Source organism: Sorangium aterium (genome assembly GCF_028368935.1).
GTDB lineage: Bacteria > Myxococcota_A > Polyangia > Polyangiales > Polyangiaceae > Sorangium > Sorangium atrum.
This window is the reverse complement of the sequence record NZ_JAQNDK010000002.1, coordinates 1,179,810-1,196,605: the sequence shown is the minus strand read 5'-3', so window position 1 is coordinate 1,196,605 and position 16,796 is coordinate 1,179,810. Positions and strand designations below refer to the sequence as shown.

At 70.5% G+C, this 16,796-nt stretch carries 10 protein-coding genes; 6 read left to right on the top strand and 4 right to left on the bottom strand.

Translation table 11 applies throughout. The features are described 5' to 3' along the window. Positions 1–234 precede the first annotated feature (234 nt). From POL72_RS19515 to POL72_RS19505, 3 genes are all read left to right on the top strand, one after another. Entirely contained in the window at positions 235–900 is a 666-nt protein-coding gene (locus POL72_RS19515) for a hypothetical protein (protein ID WP_272096952.1), read from the top strand. Between the two features lie 68 nt (positions 901–968). Next, positions 969–1,976, top strand: a complete 1,008-nt coding sequence (locus POL72_RS19510; RefSeq protein ID WP_272096951.1) for a S1 family peptidase — start codon at positions 969–971, stop codon at positions 1,974–1,976. 181 nt (positions 1,977–2,157) lie between these two features. Continuing rightward, the gene (locus tag POL72_RS19505; protein WP_272096949.1) at positions 2,158–3,006 is read left to right on the top strand and encodes a class I SAM-dependent methyltransferase; all 849 of its coding nucleotides are present in this window, start codon (positions 2,158–2,160) and stop codon (positions 3,004–3,006) included. Positions 3,007–3,190: 184 nt separating this feature from the next. Here the strand turns inward: POL72_RS19505 and POL72_RS19500 are convergent, their stop codons facing one another. Then, complete coding sequence (locus tag POL72_RS19500) at positions 3,191–6,376, bottom strand: fibronectin type III domain-containing protein (RefSeq protein ID WP_272096948.1); 3,186 nt, start codon at positions 6,374–6,376, stop codon at positions 3,191–3,193. Positions 6,377–7,756: 1,380 nt separating this feature from the next. Here POL72_RS19500 and POL72_RS19495 point away from each other — a divergent pair. Then, the gene (locus POL72_RS19495) at positions 7,757–11,143 is read left to right on the top strand and encodes a hypothetical protein (RefSeq protein ID WP_272096947.1); all 3,387 of its coding nucleotides are present in this window, start codon (positions 7,757–7,759) and stop codon (positions 11,141–11,143) included. Here POL72_RS19495 and POL72_RS19490 read toward each other — a convergent pair. Further along, positions 11,111–11,290, bottom strand: a complete 180-nt coding sequence (locus POL72_RS19490) for a hypothetical protein (protein WP_272096946.1) — start codon at positions 11,288–11,290, stop codon at positions 11,111–11,113. The genes POL72_RS19495 and POL72_RS19490 overlap by 33 nt on opposite strands. Positions 11,291–11,331: 41 nt before the next feature. Here POL72_RS19490 and POL72_RS19485 point away from each other — a divergent pair, with 41 nt between their 5' ends. Beyond that, on the top strand, positions 11,332–12,549 hold the full coding sequence (locus POL72_RS19485; protein WP_307730599.1) for an acyl-CoA dehydrogenase family protein: 1,218 nt from the start codon (positions 11,332–11,334) through the stop codon (positions 12,547–12,549). 200 nt (positions 12,550–12,749) lie between these two features. Then, on the top strand, positions 12,750–13,940 hold the full coding sequence (locus POL72_RS19480) for a glycosyltransferase (RefSeq protein ID WP_272096944.1): 1,191 nt from the start codon (positions 12,750–12,752) through the stop codon (positions 13,938–13,940). 107 nt (positions 13,941–14,047) lie between these two features. Here the strand turns inward: POL72_RS19480 and POL72_RS19475 are convergent, their stop codons facing one another. Next, positions 14,048–16,228, bottom strand: a complete 2,181-nt coding sequence (locus POL72_RS19475) for a vWA domain-containing protein (protein WP_272096943.1) — start codon at positions 16,226–16,228, stop codon at positions 14,048–14,050. 240 nt (positions 16,229–16,468) lie between these two features. Then, on the bottom strand, positions 16,469–16,663 hold the full coding sequence (locus POL72_RS19470) for a C1orf53 family protein (protein ID WP_272096942.1): 195 nt from the start codon (positions 16,661–16,663) through the stop codon (positions 16,469–16,471). Positions 16,664–16,796 lie beyond the last annotated feature (133 nt).

The following is a 16,796-nucleotide window of genomic DNA, read 5'->3' as shown; positions in this document are numbered from 1 at the left end:
TCGCGAGCGCGTGCTACAGCTTGTCGTAGCACCGTCTCGGCCGGAAACGCTCGCCGCGAGCAGGATGCCTGGATAGGTCCGTTCACCGCAGCAGTCCGGCGGCGAGCGGCGCCTGTTGCCTGCTGAGCGCTCGGCGGAGCCGTGTGGAATCGCGCGTGCGCCCCGGCGCGCCGAGCGCACCGCGGCGATGGCGCCGGGCGGCGCTGCAATCACGAACCCTTCGAGGAGATCCGAATGAAAAAGAAGCTTGCTCTTGCCCTGTCCATGCTGATCGCGACGCTCTCCGCAGCTTGCGGCTCGGGCGACGCCACGGAGACGGAGATCGACGCGCCCGCGCCGCAGGCCGAGGCGACTTCGGCCGTCACGCCGGACCTCTTGCTGCGGACGGTGGAGAACATCGGCGCCGAGCTGGAGGCGCGGCAAGCCTCCGGGACGCTCTCGACCGAATGGGCCGAGGCCTGGTCCAAGGCGCAGGCCATGCGGCAGCAGAGCCCGATCCAGAACTTGATCGAGCTCCTCCAGGAGGGTGCCTCTTCCGGAGACCTGCTCGCGGTCGGGTCGGACGCGATCGAGCTCTTCTTCCAGTCCTACGATCCCGTCCTGTTCGAGATGGAGCGGCAGCACGCGGACGGAACCCTCGACGCAAGGCTCACGGAGCTGCGCGCGAGCTGGCTCTCGGTCGCGGAGAAGGTCGTCGAGTCCGGCGACTCGTCCCAGAGGGCGTCGACGTACTGCTGCCGCGCCAGCGTCTCCTTCTCGGACAACTGGAGTTGCTACCAGTTCAACACGATCGGGGTCTGGGCGGCCGCGAAGTGTTCCGCGTTCTTCGCCGGGGTGCCGGTCGTGGACGGCATCCGCCTGTCGAAGGCGTCCTGCTCCAGCATCCAGGAGTGCCAGTAACCGATCCCGAGGGCGCGGCGAGCCGGACACCCGAGCCCGGCTCGCCGTGAGCCCGAAGCCTTCGTGACATGATCTCACGCCTCGTCGCTCTCGCCTGCGCGGCCCTCGGCGGCCTCGGGGGGTGCTCGGACATCCTGCCCGGCGACCCCGTGGAGGAGCAGTCTTTCGCTATCAAGGACGGGAGACCGGCGACCCCAGACGCCCTCTTCGGCGCGGTCGCCGTGCTGGACAGCGAGGGTGTCCAGGAGTGCTCGGGCGTCCTCATCTCACCGAGCTGCGTCGTCACCGCGGCCCACTGCGTCGTGCTCCAGGACGAGGTCACCGGGGAGCTCCTTGCCGAGCTCGGGCCAGCGAACCTGCGGGTGGCGGCGGGCGCGCTCGACGTGACGGACGCGCCGCCCGAGCAGACCTTCCGTATCCGCAAGGTCGTCCGGCACCAGGGCTTCCCGGCGCCTGGCACGATCGGCGCGAGGGAGCTCGCCCGGGCGGAGGACATCGCGCTCTTGCTGCTGGAGACCCCCGTGCAGACGATGCCCCCGGTTCCGCTGGTCCCGCCCGAGGCGCTGGACGACCTGCTGGACGAAGGCGTACAGGTCGTGATCGCTGGCTACGGCGCCCGGGGCGAGCCTGGCGAGCCCTCCGGCGCGCTGTACGTCGGCGAGACGCCCTTCCAGCAGCGGAACGCGACCGAGTTCTCGGCCGGCGCGCCCGGGTCGCCGGACAGCTGCCCTGGTGATTCGGGCGGGCCTGCGTGCCTCATGATCGCTGGAGAGCCGCACCTGCTCGGCATCAGCGTCCGGGCGCTCGGCTCGCCCGCCGGCGCCGAGTGCGGAGACGGCGGGATCTATACGCTCGCGCCCGCATACAGCCGCTGGATAGCGGAGAACGCCGACGGAGAGGCGCCCGTCACGAGCGGCGGCGAAGCGCCGGCGGCGGGCCTCGGGGGAGACCCGCCGGGCGGGTGCGCCGTTGGCCGCGCCGAGCGCTCCAGGGACCAGAGGGGCGTCGGGGCGAACGGCGCCTTGATGGCGGGCGCCATCGCGATGCTCGTGCGACGATCCAGGGCACGCCGGTGAGATGTCGTTGGGCTTTCTATGACCAGCGCGATCACGGGGTGCAGCTCGGGCTCGCGGGGGAGGTCGGCGACTGACGTGAGGTTCGCCAGCGTTGCGGAGAGCCCCGTGGTTGCTCGAAAGAGCGAATGCGCACCTATCCGCAGGGCTTGCGGGTGATGGATGCGCCGTTATCGTTCCACGCATGAAGCCTGGGCGCGCAAGCCGGACCGCGGAGCTCGTGTGCATGGGACGTGCAGCGGCGCACGGCGCGACGACGGTGACGCGGTTCTCCGATCCGACGGCGATGGCGCTCCTGCCCGACGAGGTCCGAGCCCGCGTCGAGCGCTTCCGTGCAGGCGTCACGCCGAAGGGGCTACGCGGGCGCCTCGGCCGCGCGTACCTCGAGCGCCAGTCGAAGGTGATGGTCGCGCGCACGGTAGCGATCGACGACGCCATCCGAGGGGCCACGTCGCCGCAGCTCGTCATCCTCGGCGCCGGCCTCGACGGCCGCGCGTGGCGCATGCCGGAGCTGCGCGACGTCGTCGTCTTCGAGGTCGATCACCCGGACTCGCAGCGCGACAAGCGCTCGCGCGTCGGGGCGCTCTCCCCGTGCGCGCGGGACATCCGCTGGGTACCCGTCGACTTCGAGCGCGACGCCCTCGACGGCGCGCTCGCGAAGGCAGGCCACGATCCCGCGCGCCCGACCACCTGGATCTGGGAGGGCGTGGTCATGTACCTGACCCCGGCTGACGTCGAGGCGACGCTCGCCGTCCTCGCGCAGCGATCGGCCGCGGGCAGCCGCCTCGTCATCCTCTATCACAGCCCCGCGCTCATACTCCGCGTGGTCGGCTTGCTCGTGCGCCGGCTCGGGGAGCCGCTGCGCTCCGCGTTCACCGCCGACGCGATGCGCGCGCTCCTCGCCAGGCACGGCTTCGGCGTCACCGCGGACGAGGACGTCCACGGTATCGGCGCCGCGCTGTCTCCCGACGTCGGCCGCGCGACGAAGGTGGCGAAGCACCTGCGCGTCGTGACGGCGGATCGCCGTTCCTGAAGCGGAGAGCGCGCGACGCGGCCCGACAGCGACCGCGCTCCACTTCCGGAGCCGGGAGGCAGCGCCCTACCTGCCCACGTTCCCATGAACGAGCCGCCATGACGCTCGCGCTCCCGCCCCTCCGGTTCGCCGCGCCACACTTCATCGCGCAGCGAACCGGCTTCTTTTACCTATGCGCAGGAGCTCAGAACGTCGCGAAGTACGCCCAGGGCTCGTTCCCGGCGCTGGCCTGCATGCAGTAGCCGCCGTTTCGCGTGGCCGGCAAGGTGACATTGGCGCCGTTGCAGGTCACGAGCACGCCGTTGATGCGGAAGGTCCGCCCCGCGGCGAAGTTGCCGCAGTTGAGCCCTTGCAGGCTCGCGAGGGTCTCGTGGCAGGTGGCCGCAGTGCCGAGGTTGCCCGACGGGTAGCTCTGGGTCGAGAACACGACCGGGCTCGAGCAAAGGCCGCTGCAAGGAGCGCTGCCGCCAGAGCCGCCGCACACGTTCGGAGTGCCGCCGCCGCCGCAGGTCTCGGGGGCCGTGCAGCTACCGCACGAGCTCACGCTGCGCGGCGCGCCGCAGTTGTCGACGTCATTCACGCTGCCGCAGCTGGCGCCGAGCCGCGCGCACAGCTGCGCGTCGCTCTCCGGAGTGCAGGTTCCGCCCGTCACGTCGAAGACGAGCTCGGCCGTATCGAAGAGGCCGTTCTGATCCGTGACCCGCACGACGGCCGTGCTCAGCCCGCCGGTGGGCGGCGTACCGCTCAGCGTGCCGTCGCTCGCCACCGTGAGCCAGCTCGCGCCGCTCTGCTTGGCGTACGTCAGCGTGTCGCCGAGGTCCGGATCGGCAGCCGTCCCCGCGAGCGTCTGCCCGGACAGCGCCACGTTGAGCGTGGCGCCGCGCGTGATCGGATCGAACGTGAACCCGGGGGCGCGATTGGCGAGGTAGAGCGCCGAGACGGCGGGGAACTCGGACTGCGCCCTGGCGAGATCGAGCTCGAGCTGTGGAGTCCAGCGGAAAGCGAGCCGGGCCTCGTCCTCGAGGTCCACCCCCGCGGCGCCCGAGCAGAAGTGGATGTACTCGCCGAGGTTGAGCGGGCGACCGCCGTAGCTGCTGTTGATCGTGGGCAGATGCTCGGCGAGGAGCTCGAAGAACCCGGCAAGGAACCGGCTGCCCTTGTGGTCCGCGGCCGTGTTGCCGAACTCACCAGCATAGAGCGGATAGTACCAGTCGCGGAACCAGTGAACGCCGAAATCATCGGTCTTGAGAAGCATTTCCTCGTAGAACTGCGAGGCCATGTTCGAGGGGGTCGTGGTCAGGTGCAGGTGTACGTCGTAACCGAAGATGTCGGCCCACTTGCTGTCACCCCAGGCATTGAAGGCGGGCGAGCCCGCGATGCCGTTGTTGTTGCTCTCGACGATGTGCCCCATCTCGTGGATCAGCGACTGCAGGGCCCAGCCGTAGTCCGGCACCGACCAATCCTCGGTGTTGGTGAAAATGATGTTTCGATAGGATGCCTCGTCGCTCGAGGCGTACACGACTCCCGCGGCGTCGTAGGCGTCGCTGCCCTCGTCCCCCGGAGCGTCGTCCTGGTTTCCGATCACGTAAAGGATCGGGTCGACCATGCTGCCGTAGGTGTCCTTCGCGTACGCCCAGGCTTCGCTGATGATCGGGTTCACCCAGGTGACGCCGGTCGGGTTCGGGACGTACTGGTCGAAGTACGTGGCGATGTGCGCGTCCGAGTAGGTGCGGGTTACCGTGCGATTCTGGCCGCCGTACCAGCCGTTCTCCACGAACGACAGGGGCGGTGTGTTCGCGGTGGTGGTCGCGTTCACGGGTCCGACCGTGCTCGAGCTGCCCGCCGCGTTCAGCGCGCTGACGCGGAAATAGTAGGTCTGGCTCGGCGCCAGCGCCGTGGCGCGGAATTCGGTGCTGCCGGCGCCCGTGGTCCCGATCACGAGACCGGAGGTGAAGCTCGAGTTCGTGGCTCGCTCGACGCGGTACGACGTTTCGGGGTTGAGCTGCCCGGCGTTGTCGGTCCAGGTGAGGCGGATCTGATTGCCCGACAGGACCTGCGCGTTCAGGTTGCCCGGCGCGGCCGGCGCGGCGAGCGAGGCGCTGCTCGTGCCGAAGAGCCGCCACTCCGCGAGCTGCGTGCTAACGTCGTTGTGGTTGGCCTGGATGTGCAGGCGGTAGTGGCTGAACTCCAGGTGCTCGGGGTTGCAGGCGTACGTGCGCGTGCTGTGCCGGTTCGTGAACGACTGGTTGGTTCGCGTGTCGAGCACGGTCCAGCTCGTGCCGTCGTTCGAACCTTCGAGCGTCCAGTCCTTCGGATCGCGGACCGGAAAATCGTTGGCGGACGTCAGGCTGTAGCTCTGGACCACGGAGCTCGGCGTCGCGAGCCGGATCCAGGTGCTGGAGCTCGGCTCGTAGTACTTCGAGAACGGATTGTTGTCCGTGACCTTCGTGACCTCCTCGCCGGTGACTTCGTTTCCAGGGTGCTGCTCGACGGGCACGGACGAGGAGAGCGCGGTGATGTCCTGGAGAGCGGCGACTCCCGCGGTCGTGGCGCGCGCGGAGACCGCGGACGGGAACCCGCGCACCGCGCCGTTCACCGCCTGCACCTGATAGAGGTAGCCCGTACCCGAAGCGAGGTTCGTGTCGGTGTAGCTGGTGGAGCTCGTGAAGAACTCCGTGGTGCCGCTGCCGTCGTCGTTCACGCGCTGGACGTAGTAGCCGGTGGCGTTCGCGGCGGGCGCCCAGGTCAGCGTGACGGCGCTCGAGCTCACGCTCGGTGCGCCGAGCGCCGGAGTGCCGGGCATGGTGCCCGCCGCCACCGAGCCACCGACGCGCAGCTCGGCAAGCTGCAGCTCGTTGTAATCGTCGTCGTCGCTGAAGTTATCACTGACGTTCAAGCGATAGTAGAGGTACGCATTCGAGTTCGAGAAAGTGAAGGACCGGGTCTGGTGCCGCGAGGTGAAGGACTCGTTCGTTCTCGTGTCGAGCACGTGCCAGGTCAGGCCGTCGTAAGAGCCCTCGAAGGTCCAGTCGCGCGGATCACGGTCCGGGTAGTCGTTGGCCGAGGTGATGTCGTACGAAACGATGATCGACGGAGCCTGCATCCGGTACTGGATCCAGTCTTTGCGGCGGGGCATGTAGAGCTTGGTGTCGATGTCGCCGTCGTGCACCTTGTCGATGCCCTCGTCACCCGGGAGATTTCCCCACATATCGCCGACGTCGGCCGTGGACGTCGGGGTCAGATCCGTGCCGGAGAGGGCCGCTTGCTGCGACGCGATCGCCTCGACGGAGTCGGGCGAATCGAAAGAGACGCATGCGGGAAGGCAGAAGAGCGGGAGCCAGAGATGTGCGAAGGTACGACGTTGACGCATTGCTACTTGACCTCGTGATGGATGAAGCAAAAAGGATCGGGAGACGGCGCAGACCAAAGGGCGCCGTCTCGAGGAAACGATTTGAGGACGCGAAGGACGACCCCTGGAACATCCCCGCGATATTCTCGGGGAAATTCACAGGGAGACGGCGAGAAGGGGAGTAAAGTCCCACCCTTCTCTCTGGCGCCTCGTTTGATTTCCCACCGATATGGCCAACAAAACCGGTCCAGTCAAGGGCGACCCCTGAAACATCCCCGCGAATTATTTTCGCGGGAGATTCACAGGGAGGTGGAGAGGAGGGGAGCAAAGCCCCACCGTTCGCTCTGATGTCTCGTTCGATTTCCCGCTGACGTTGTCGACAAAACCGACTCAATCAAGGGCGAATCGACGCGCTCACCTCCGGTGACGGAACATGGTCGATGCGAACCGCTACCTTCTGATAAAGCGACGCGATATCAACAGGTCGATTTCCGCATCCAAGGGGCCGCCTTCACGCCACAGCCAGCCTGCGGGGCCGCGAGCCCCGGCGTCGCGATAAAGCCCGTTCGAGACCGTTGCAGCTGATGCGCGAGAGGTAGCGGACGGGATCGCTCTCGGGGTGTATTCGCAAGCGACCGCGTTGCCCGACGTATCCTCGACGCGCGACAGGAGCCACGAGAGGGCCTGTCCGCTCGCGGACCGCGCGACGGTGGCAGAGGCACGGAGTCCTGCGGCCGTCCGTCCTGGTTCGGAGACGGGGTCTACCAAGGTGTATCCAGAGGCGTACACGCCGCTCAGGGCAGGGATGCAGGCGCGAGGGACGAAAGGGGCCGAGAAGCAGAGGCGGCGGACGTCGGCGCCGCGGACGCAGGCGCCTCGCCGGATCCGGTGCAGCCCGGCAGCGCCGCCGCGAGGATACCGAAGCTCAGAGCCGTGACGCTCATCGTGCTCCGAAACATGAGAAAACTCCTGGGGAATGGCGCCCTGAACCCAGCGGCGCGGGCTTGTCGGTGCGTCGATCGTCGAGGCGCACCTCGGTCGTGACAGCGCGCACGGCGCGCCGCGAGCTCGCGGCGCGCGCTTCCCTGCGCGCTCCGTCGGGCGGGTTCATCCGCTGCTACGCGGAAACCTCTCTGCGGTTTCGCGGCCGCCTCCACCGGGCCGCTCCGGCGCGCCTCAGCCCTTCACGCGGGCGACGCTCCGCCTGCGGCGACCTGGCCGACACGGGCCCGTGGGCCTGCCTCGCACGACGAGGGACGGACCGCCGCTCCGGACCAACCGCGAGCGTGCGGCCGGCGCCCGCGCTAGGCTCGGCCGCCGTCCCGGGCAGGCACGCGGACAAGGAGACCCGAGCGCGAACGAAGGATGCGTCGTCCCCGATCCCCCCTCTCCCCCCGATCCGTGATCGCTGCCCTGCTCGTACCGCTCGCCTGCGGCGCGGGTGCGTGCTCCGGCGGCTCCCTGCGGGACGCGCCCGCACAGACCGGCACCGCGGCGCACGCGCCCGGCACCAGCGCGGCCCCGGTCCCCGCCTGGGAGAGCGCGCCCTCGATCGGCGCCGCCGCGACCGCCCTGGCGAGCGAGGCTCCCCCCGGCCGCACGCCGCTCGGCACGGCGGCCGTGCAGCCGCTCCCGTTCACGATCGAGCCGTCGCTCGACCGCCGCTCCGTGCTGCTCCTCTCCAAGCTGTCGTCGGATCGCGCCGGCTGGGTCAGGCGGCTCGACGCTGCCACCGGCGAGCTCGGACCGCCGCACCTGCTCCTCGACGAGGACCTCGCCGGCGCCCACTCCTCCCCGGACGGGACCACCACGCTGCTCACCTCGCAGGGCGACGAGCTCTGCGTGACGGCCATCCTCCCCGGCGAGGCCTCGGCCGCATCGCGCACGTGCGCCCCGATCCACGCGCACGCCATGGCCGCCGTGGGCGAGCGCGTCGCGCTGATCGAGCTCGCCGGGACCGCGCCGCGCGCGAGCTCCACGACGCCGACGCAGCGCACCGCGCGCGAGCGCTCCGCCGCAGCGAAGCCCGGGCGCAAGGCCCCCGGCCGCAAGGCGACGGTGGCGAAGCCGAAGCAGCCGGCAAAGGCCTCCGGCGCGAGCGGCAAGGCGACGCGGAAGAAGCGCGGCGAGCGCCGCGGGCGCGAGGATCGGCCCACGAAGACCGCGCGCCCCGCGCCCAGGCCGAAGCGGCCCGACCCGCTGCCCGAGGTCGAGGTGCGGCTCCGCTGGGTCTCGCCGTCCGAAGGGATCGCGGCCACGTCGTCCCCCACCGGGCTGCGCTTCCGGCCGCCGCTCGACGGCATGGGGCTGATCGACGCAGGCGGGCGGCCAGGCGCGATCGACCTCTTGTTTTACGCGGCGAGCTCGAAGAAGACGAGCACGTCGTGGCTCGGGAGCGCGCAGATCGCCTTCGCCTCGCTCGGCGAGGACGGCAAGCTCGATCCAGGCCGGCGCGCCGTCGTCGTCGAGGGCGATCTCGAGTACGGCGCGCTGCGCGGCCACCAGGATCCACGCCTCGTGACGGCGAGCGCAGGCGCCGTGGTCGTCGACGTCACCGGCCGCAACGGAGCCTGCCAGGCGACGCGCGTCGCGCCCTCGCTCCAGCGGCTGGCCGCCGGCGCCGCGCCCCGGGCGGTCTGCGCCGTGGATCCGGCGCGCCTCGCGGACGCGAGCCCGGTCACGCCGGCCGAGATCGGCGCGCTCGAGCGGATCGCCGCGAGCGGCGCCCGGCGCGCCCCGGGGCAGCCGGGGTACGATCCCGGGCTCGCCGCGTGGGCGGGAGATCGCGCGTACTTCCAGACGATCTCCGGCGGGCTCTTCTCGGCCTCGCGCGCCGACGGGCAGCCGCGCCGCGAGCCGGACCCGTTCCCGGCGCGGCGCGCGCGCGTCGCGTGGGGCGCGCTCGCGACGGACGGCGAGGGGCTCGCCTTCGCCGCGGGGCAGCTCCACCGGCTCGACGCGCGCGCCCAGGTCACCGCGGCGGCGACGCCAGATCGCCTCGGCGCCACGCCTGCGGGCGGCGGCGCGCCGGGCACGCCGATCGGCGAGCCGGAGCGCCCCACCGACAGGCGGCGCGCCGCGCGCATCGGGTCGTCCTGGTGGCTCGCGAGGACCGACGTGGCGCGGCTCCTGCCCGAACCGCTCGTGGTGCCCGCGCTGCGGGGGCGCGCGCACGAGGACAGCACGGCGCTCGTCGGCGGCCGCGAGCGCGGGCTCTTCCTCGAGGTGCTCGGCGACAGGCTCCAGATCACCTGGCTCGACGCCTCGGGCGCGCTCACCGGGCCGGGCGCGCAGGGCGGGCCCGCGCCCGGCGCGCTCCAGCCCGTCGCCGCAGGCCGCACGCCGCCCGCCCTCGCCGTCGCTTCGCCGGTGCGCGCGGGGTTCGACGCCTGCGAGCGCCGCGGCGGCGGGGCCATCGTTGCCGGCGTGAGCGCCGCGGATCCGCGCACGGTCGTGGCGCTCTCGATCGACGCGCTCGGCCGGCCCGGCGCGGCGCGCGCGACCTCGCTGCCGATCGTCGAGGGCGACCTCGCGGTGCGGCTCGTCGCGCTGCCCGAGGGGGGCGCGCTGCTCAGCGACGCGGCCCGGCGCCACGTGGTGTGGCTGGACGACGAGGGCGCCGAGCTCGCGTCGCAGCCCTGGCCGGCCGACGACACCGGCGCGCTCTGCGTCGACGGGCAGCCCGCGCGGCGCGCGGTCCCGGCGCCGGCGCCCGGCGCCTTCGTGACCGTCCCGGAGCTCGCGGCGCCCGGCGCCTGCGTGGTGGGCGACGTCGTCTGGGCCTCCGACGGCAGCCTGCGGTGGTTCGGGAGCGCCGTGAGCGGCCTCGACGCGCAGGCCGAAGCCGGCGTCGCTCGCCCCGCGCTGCCCGCGGGCGGGGGCGCGGCGGCGCGCTCGGCCGCAGGAGAGCCCGCGGAGGCGCCCGCGGCCGCGCTGTCCGGCGGGCCCGCGTGCCCGGCGGACATGGTGGCCGTCGACGGCGGCCGCTTCTGCATCGATCGCTTCGAGGCGATGCTCGTCGACGGCGCCACCGGACAGGCGCTCTCGCCCGACTACCCGTCGACCCCGAACCTGCTCGAGCTCACCCTCGCGGACTGGTCGACCGGCCTGCGGCGGATCGGCGACGTCCACGCGCGCGCCTTCCCCCTGCCCCTGCTCGCCCCCTGGCAGCGCGGCCGGGCGATCGCCGCTCTGGCCCGCTCGCGGTCCGGGGTGCGGCCGAGCGGCTACGTGACCGGCCTCGTGGCCGAGAGCGCCTGCGCCTCGGTCGGCAAGCGGCTCTGCTCGGTCGAGGAGTTCGTCACGGCGTGCCGCGGCGAGGACGACACGCTGTACCCGTACGGCGACACGTTCGAGGAGGGCGCGTGCAATGTCTACCGGCCGGCGCACCCCGCCGCTCTGCTGCACGGCAACGCGTCGATTGGCCACCTGGATCCCCGGCTGAACCGCGTGCGCAGCGCCAGGGAGCCGCTGCTCCGGGAGACGGGCGGGAGCCCGCGGTGCAGGAGCCGCTGGGGCAGCGACGCGGTCTACGATCTCGTGGGCAACCTCGATGAGTGGGTGAACGAGCCGGGCGGAGCGTTCGCCGGCGGCTTCTACTCGCGCTCGACACGCGCAGGCTGCGAGGCCCTCGTCACGGCCCACCCGAGGAGCTACCTCGATTACTCGACCGGCGTCCGGTGCTGCCAGGACGGGCCCTCGCCCGCGGTGACAGCGACGGACGCGCCGCGGGACGCCCCGGCCGCTCCCGCCGGCTCAGAGCCGCGGCCGCCCGGGCATCTGCCGTAGCATCCCGGTCACGGCGAAGGCGGCGGAGATCACGAGGAGCGCGGGGGTCCAGGGGTGCACGGCCAGCACACCGAACACGGCGAGCAGCCAGGTCAGCAGCGAGACAAGCACCACGCTCCAGAGCACCACATCGGTCCAGCTTCTCATTCGTGCCCCTTTCGATGAGGGTCCATCGAGGGACGAGGCGAATGGCGTGCCACCCCATCGCTGACGCGCGGCCCCGCGTGCTACGTTGGGCCGCGATGAGCGCGTCATCCTCCGCAATGGAAAGCGATCTGGAAAACCCGACGGAAGAGCACCGGATGCTGCGGCAGATGGTGCGGGATTTCGCCCGTGAGGTCGTCGAGCCGCAGGCCGACGAGCACGACCGGAGCGCCACCCTGAACGTTCCCCTGATGCGGCGGCTCGGTGAGCTCGGCCTGCTCGGCGTGACCGTGCCCTCGGAGTACGGGGGCGCGGGCATGGATGCGGTCGCCGCGGTGATCGTCCACCACGAGCTCGCGAAGAGCGATCCCGGGTTCACGCTCGCGTATCTCGCCCACGCGATGTTGTTCGTGAACAACCTCTTCCACGCCGGCAATGACGAGCAGCGCGCGCGGTACCTGCCGAAGGTGCTCTCCGGCGAGTGGATCGGCGCGATGGGCATGACCGAGCCGACGAGCGGGACAGACGTCCTCGGCATGAAGACGTTCGCCCGGCGCGACGGGGATCGGTACATCCTGAAGGGGCGCAAAGCGCTCATCACGAACGCCCCGGAGGCCCAGATCTTCCTGGTCTATGCGACCATCGAGGGCCGGGTCACGACCTTCGTTGTGGAGCGGGGGTTCCCCGGGTTCTCGACCGACGAGAAGACCCCGAAGATGGGAATGCGGGGGAGCACGATGAGCGAGCTCCTCTTCGACGACTGCGTCGTGCCCGCCTGGAACGTCCTGGGCCAGGAGGGGGGCGGCATCCGCAACATGATGAGGAACCTGGAGCTGGAGCGCCTCACGCTCGCGGCCATGAGCCTGGGAATCGCGGACCGCTGTCTGGAGATCATGATCCAGTACGCCGGAGAGCGGAAGAGCTTCGGCAAGCCCATCGCCGAGCACGGGCAGATCCAGCGCTACATCGCGGAGAGCTACGCCAAGACCGAGGCGGCGCGCGCCCTCATCTACGCGGTGGCGCGCAACGTCAGCCCCGAGCGGAGGAACCGGCTCGGGACGGACGCGGCAAAGCTCTTCGCCGCGCCGGTGGGCAAGGAGGTGGCCGACAACGCCATGCAGGTGCTCGGCGGCTGGGGCTACTGCACCGAGTACAAGGTGGAGCGCTTCTTCCGTGACGCCAAGCTGCTCGAGATCGGCGGCGGGACGCTCGAGTCGCATCAGAAGAACATCACGCGCGAGCTGATCGGCCGCATCAGCTGACCCTGCCCGGTCGCGCCGATGCGCCCGCGTCGACCCGGCGCGCGTGCGTCGGCGACGGATCCTACGCAACCCGAGTTCGTACCGGCCATCACCGTGTGTCGTGGCCGTGAGGGCCTGTCACGCCTCGGTCGCGAAAAGTCAGCGCTGGGTTTGCGGTCCGGCCATCGAGACGCCACGCGTTTCGATCAGCATGGCCATCCATGGATTGGGGAGATCTGGCGACGGTCGCGCCGACGGCGCTGTCATCCATCATCTACGCGACGATCCAAACCTCCTTCCTCTGGAGGATCGCGCGGCACCGGCTCGTGGCGCCGGTCGACGCATGGCGGCCGCCCGGGGCGACCCCGTTCGTCAGCATCCTCAAGCCCGTCGCGGGCGTCGACGACGGGCTCGCCGACAACCTCGAATCCTTCGCCCGCCTCGATTACCCCTGTTACGAGATCGTCTTCGGCGTCGCCTCGCGAGAAGATCGGGCGGTGCCGGTGATCCAGGCCTTCATCGCGGCGCACCCCGAGGTGAAGGCGCGGCTCTGCCTGACGGATCCGAACGAGGCGTTGAACCCGAAGGTGGCGCAGCTCCTCGAGCTCGAGCGCAGAGCCGAGGGCAGCGTGCTCGTCATCTCGGACGCGAACGTGTGTGTCCGTCCAGACTACCTCCGATCGCTGCTGTCGATCTTGATGCGGCCGGGCGTGGGGCTCGTCTCGAGCGTCGTCGTGGGCACGGGGGAGCGGACGCTCGGCGCGGTGGTCGAGAACGCGCAGCTCGGGGCGTTCATCGCGCCCGGGGTCGTCGCCGCCGCCGAGCTCGCGGGGCGGTCGATCAGCGTTGGCAAGTCGATGGCGATGCGGCGGGTCGATCTCGCGCGGGTGGGAGGGTTCGAGAGCGTGGCCCACGTGCTGGCGGAGGACGACATGCTCGGACAGCGCTTCAGCGCGTGCGGGTTCGTCGTCGATCTCTGCCTGGATCCGATCGAGAACCGGAACACGAGCGGCTCTCTCACGCGCATGCTGGATCGGCACACCCGCTGGGCGAAGATGCGGCGCACGCTCGTTCCGCGCTGCTTCGCGGTGGAGCCGCTCAACTCGCCGCTGCTCATCGCGTGGCTCACGTTGCTGCTCAACCCGACGGGCCTCGCGCTGGAGATGTGGCTGTTCGCCTGGACGCTGCAGAGCCTGGGGACCTTCCTGGCCTTGAAGATGCTGCGCCCGACGCGCTCCAACCTGGCGCTGGTGGCGGCGGAGCCGCTCCGGACGCTGTGCTGGTTCTTCTGCTGGCTGAACGCGTATTCGAACCGGCGGGTCGCCTGGCGAGGCAACGCGTTCTACATCGGGCCCGGGACGGCGCTGGTGGCCGCGGACGAGCCGTCTTCCTTGCGATCGCCCGCCAGGTAGCGGGGGAGAGGGTTCCCCCGGGCCGCTCTCCGGGCGCGGGGACGGCGAGGAGGGGCCGGAACGGCGAGGAGCGCCGGTTCAGAGATGAACCGAGCGCCGGTCGCTCATCAATCGATGGGGGGCACCGGGATCTCCGGCGGGACGAGGAAGAAGACCTTGCGGGTGCTGAGCGTTGTCACGCCGTCCCCGGTGACGACGATGTTCGCCGTGAACACCTGCGGCTCGGTCGTCGGAGGCACCGAGACGTTGGTCTTCGGAATCACGTCGAAGCAGACCGTGGGCCCGGGGAACACGTTGGTATAGGTGTCCGCGACGCCATCGACGTTCTTGTCGATGACCCTGAGGCCGGCGGTGCAGGGCTCGGGAGCGTCGTTGTTCGCGATGATCTTGTCGATGAACGCGCTCGCGGCGTCGACCGCGTCGGTCTCGTCCGCCACCGCCGCCGCCGAGATGTCGAGCGTGACATAGGTCGTGAGCACCTTGATCGCCTGCACGACGGCCAGGTTCAGCCCGGCGCCGCTGCTGGCGACCCGGAACACGAGCGGGCACTTGCCGTTCTCCATCGTCACCCCGCTCCCGTTCTCGCCGATGCAGCACTGTCCCACCGCGCACCGCGGCGGGCGCACGCCCTCCGGTCCCCACGCCGCCGGCGGGACCACCGAGCCCGTCGCCACCGCGCCGGCCGTCAGGTCGGCTTCCGCATCGGCTTGCGCCTGAGCCGAGCTGGCGGCCACCATGCCGATGACGCGGCCTCCCACGCCGGTCACCGCCCGCAGCGCCTGCGAATAGGTCGGCGACACCACCTTGGCCGTGGAGTAGTTGTTCTGTACGAACGTCCCGTTGTGGCTCGGGGTGTCGGTGATCATCACCACGATGGGCAGCGAGCCGAAGCGGAATCCCACGCCACCGATGGTCCCGACCGCCTCGCCCGCCGGGATCATGCCCGGGGGAGCGTTCAGCGGATTGAACATGGGCACGTGGGCGCCGCCCTCGTTCGTGCCCGCCCCGGTCGCGATCTGATAGAGAGCCTCCCAGCCGCTCTCCGGGATATCGCCGCCGGCCTCGGCCTTGAGGTCGTCCACCGCGTCCTGCACGGACTCGCGCCCTGCCGGCGTGCGGACGCTCATCACCCGGTGCTCCAGGTAGAACGGCTGATCGTTGGGGCCCCCATAGGAGTTGATCGGGAAGTCCTTGTACTGCGTCACCCCGATGCCGATGTTCGGGATCTCCTCGGCGAGCTGATTGATCATCTCCTGGAGCGCGCCCTTCAGATTGTTGATCTGGCCGCCCATGGTCGCGGTGGTGTCCATCGCGAACACCACGTCGGCCTGCGAGATGTTGGTCGAGAAATCCAGCGTGTCCTGCGCCGGATCCGGGTCGCCCTGATAAGGCACAATGAACACGAAGTCCCCGTTCGCCCGCGGGTTGTCCAGATCGTCGTTCGGGTTCGTGCCCGCGGCCTGCTCGATGAGGTCGCTCACGCCGTCATCGTCCGTGTCCTCGCGCGCGGTGCTGGACTCGCCCGGGTCGAGCACGCCGTCGCAGTCGACGTCCTCGAGCTCGTCGAGCAGGCCGTCGTTGTCGCTGTCCAGATCGAGGAAATCGCCCCCGCCGTCCATGTCGCTGTCGATGGGCGGCTGCTCGGGCGCGCCGTCGCCTCGCTCGACCGAATCGGGCCGGCAGTCCCCGTCCGAGTCGAGATCCCGGAACGCCGGTATCCTGTCGCCGTCGACGTCGAACTCACGCTCGAACCGATCCAGGATACCGTCGTCGTCGGAGTCCCTGTCGCGGAAATCAGGCCACCTGTCGCCGTCGATGTTCACCGGATCGAGCGGGTCCGAGCCGAGCTCGACCACATCCAAGAGGCCGTCGCCGTCATCGTCGGGATCCGCATAATCGGCGGTTCCATCGCCGTCGCGGTCGCCGTCGCCGTCCTCCTCATCGGGCAGACCGTTGTTGTCGGAGTCCTCGTCCCGAACATCAGGCACCCCATCGCCGTCGCTGTCACGCGGCTTCGCTTCCCCTGGGAAAGGAGCGCCCTCGAGCTTGTCGGACAACCCATCGTTGTCGGAGTCGGTGTCCTCGAAATCGGGCTGGCCGTCGCGATCCGTGTCGACCGCATCGGCGCGCCCTTCAACCGCGTCGCTGATCCCATCGCCATCCGTGTCCGCGGCCGGCAGCTCCGCCGGCTTGTCGCCGGACGGCGGCCTGTTCGTCGACGTGGCGTCGCAGCCGATCGGCACGGAGAGCAAGAGAGAGCAGAGCAGAGGGCGAAGACTGCGACGCATAGGAGCTCCTGCGCGAATGTGGGCGCGAAATCCTAGACGCTTCACGCAATCCGGATCAACCGACATTCATGGTGCGCCGGGGCTCTCCGCGCGTCATCAACCGCAGACGGATTGCCGCCCACGGGTCCCCGCGAAACGTCGGCGCGCGTGCGCAGCAGCTTCTGCGATACCGTCACAGCGGCACGTTGCATGGCGCCGCTCGCCGAGAGCCGCCGCGGATGCTCGACCGCTGCGCCGGCGTCAGGGGAGCTTCAGCCGAGGCAGCACGACGGAGATCGCGTCTGCCGGCGCCTTCTCCCGGTAAGGGCAGTGGCGGCACTTGGAGTTACAGCAGTATCCCCGTTTCAGGTGATACGCCTCTGTAAAAACTACCCGGCCTCCCTCGAGGTAATAATCTTCGCCTTCGACGGCCCTGGGAGGCTTCGGCCCGCTCATCGACCCTCGATCAAGCTACTCCGAAAGGCGCACCCGCGCCATCCGGCGCGCGGGCGGTTGGATGCGGCGCGCCGGCTCCACGACGCCCGCCCGCCGCCCGTGCTACGCCTGCGCCGCCCGCCGCACACTGGTG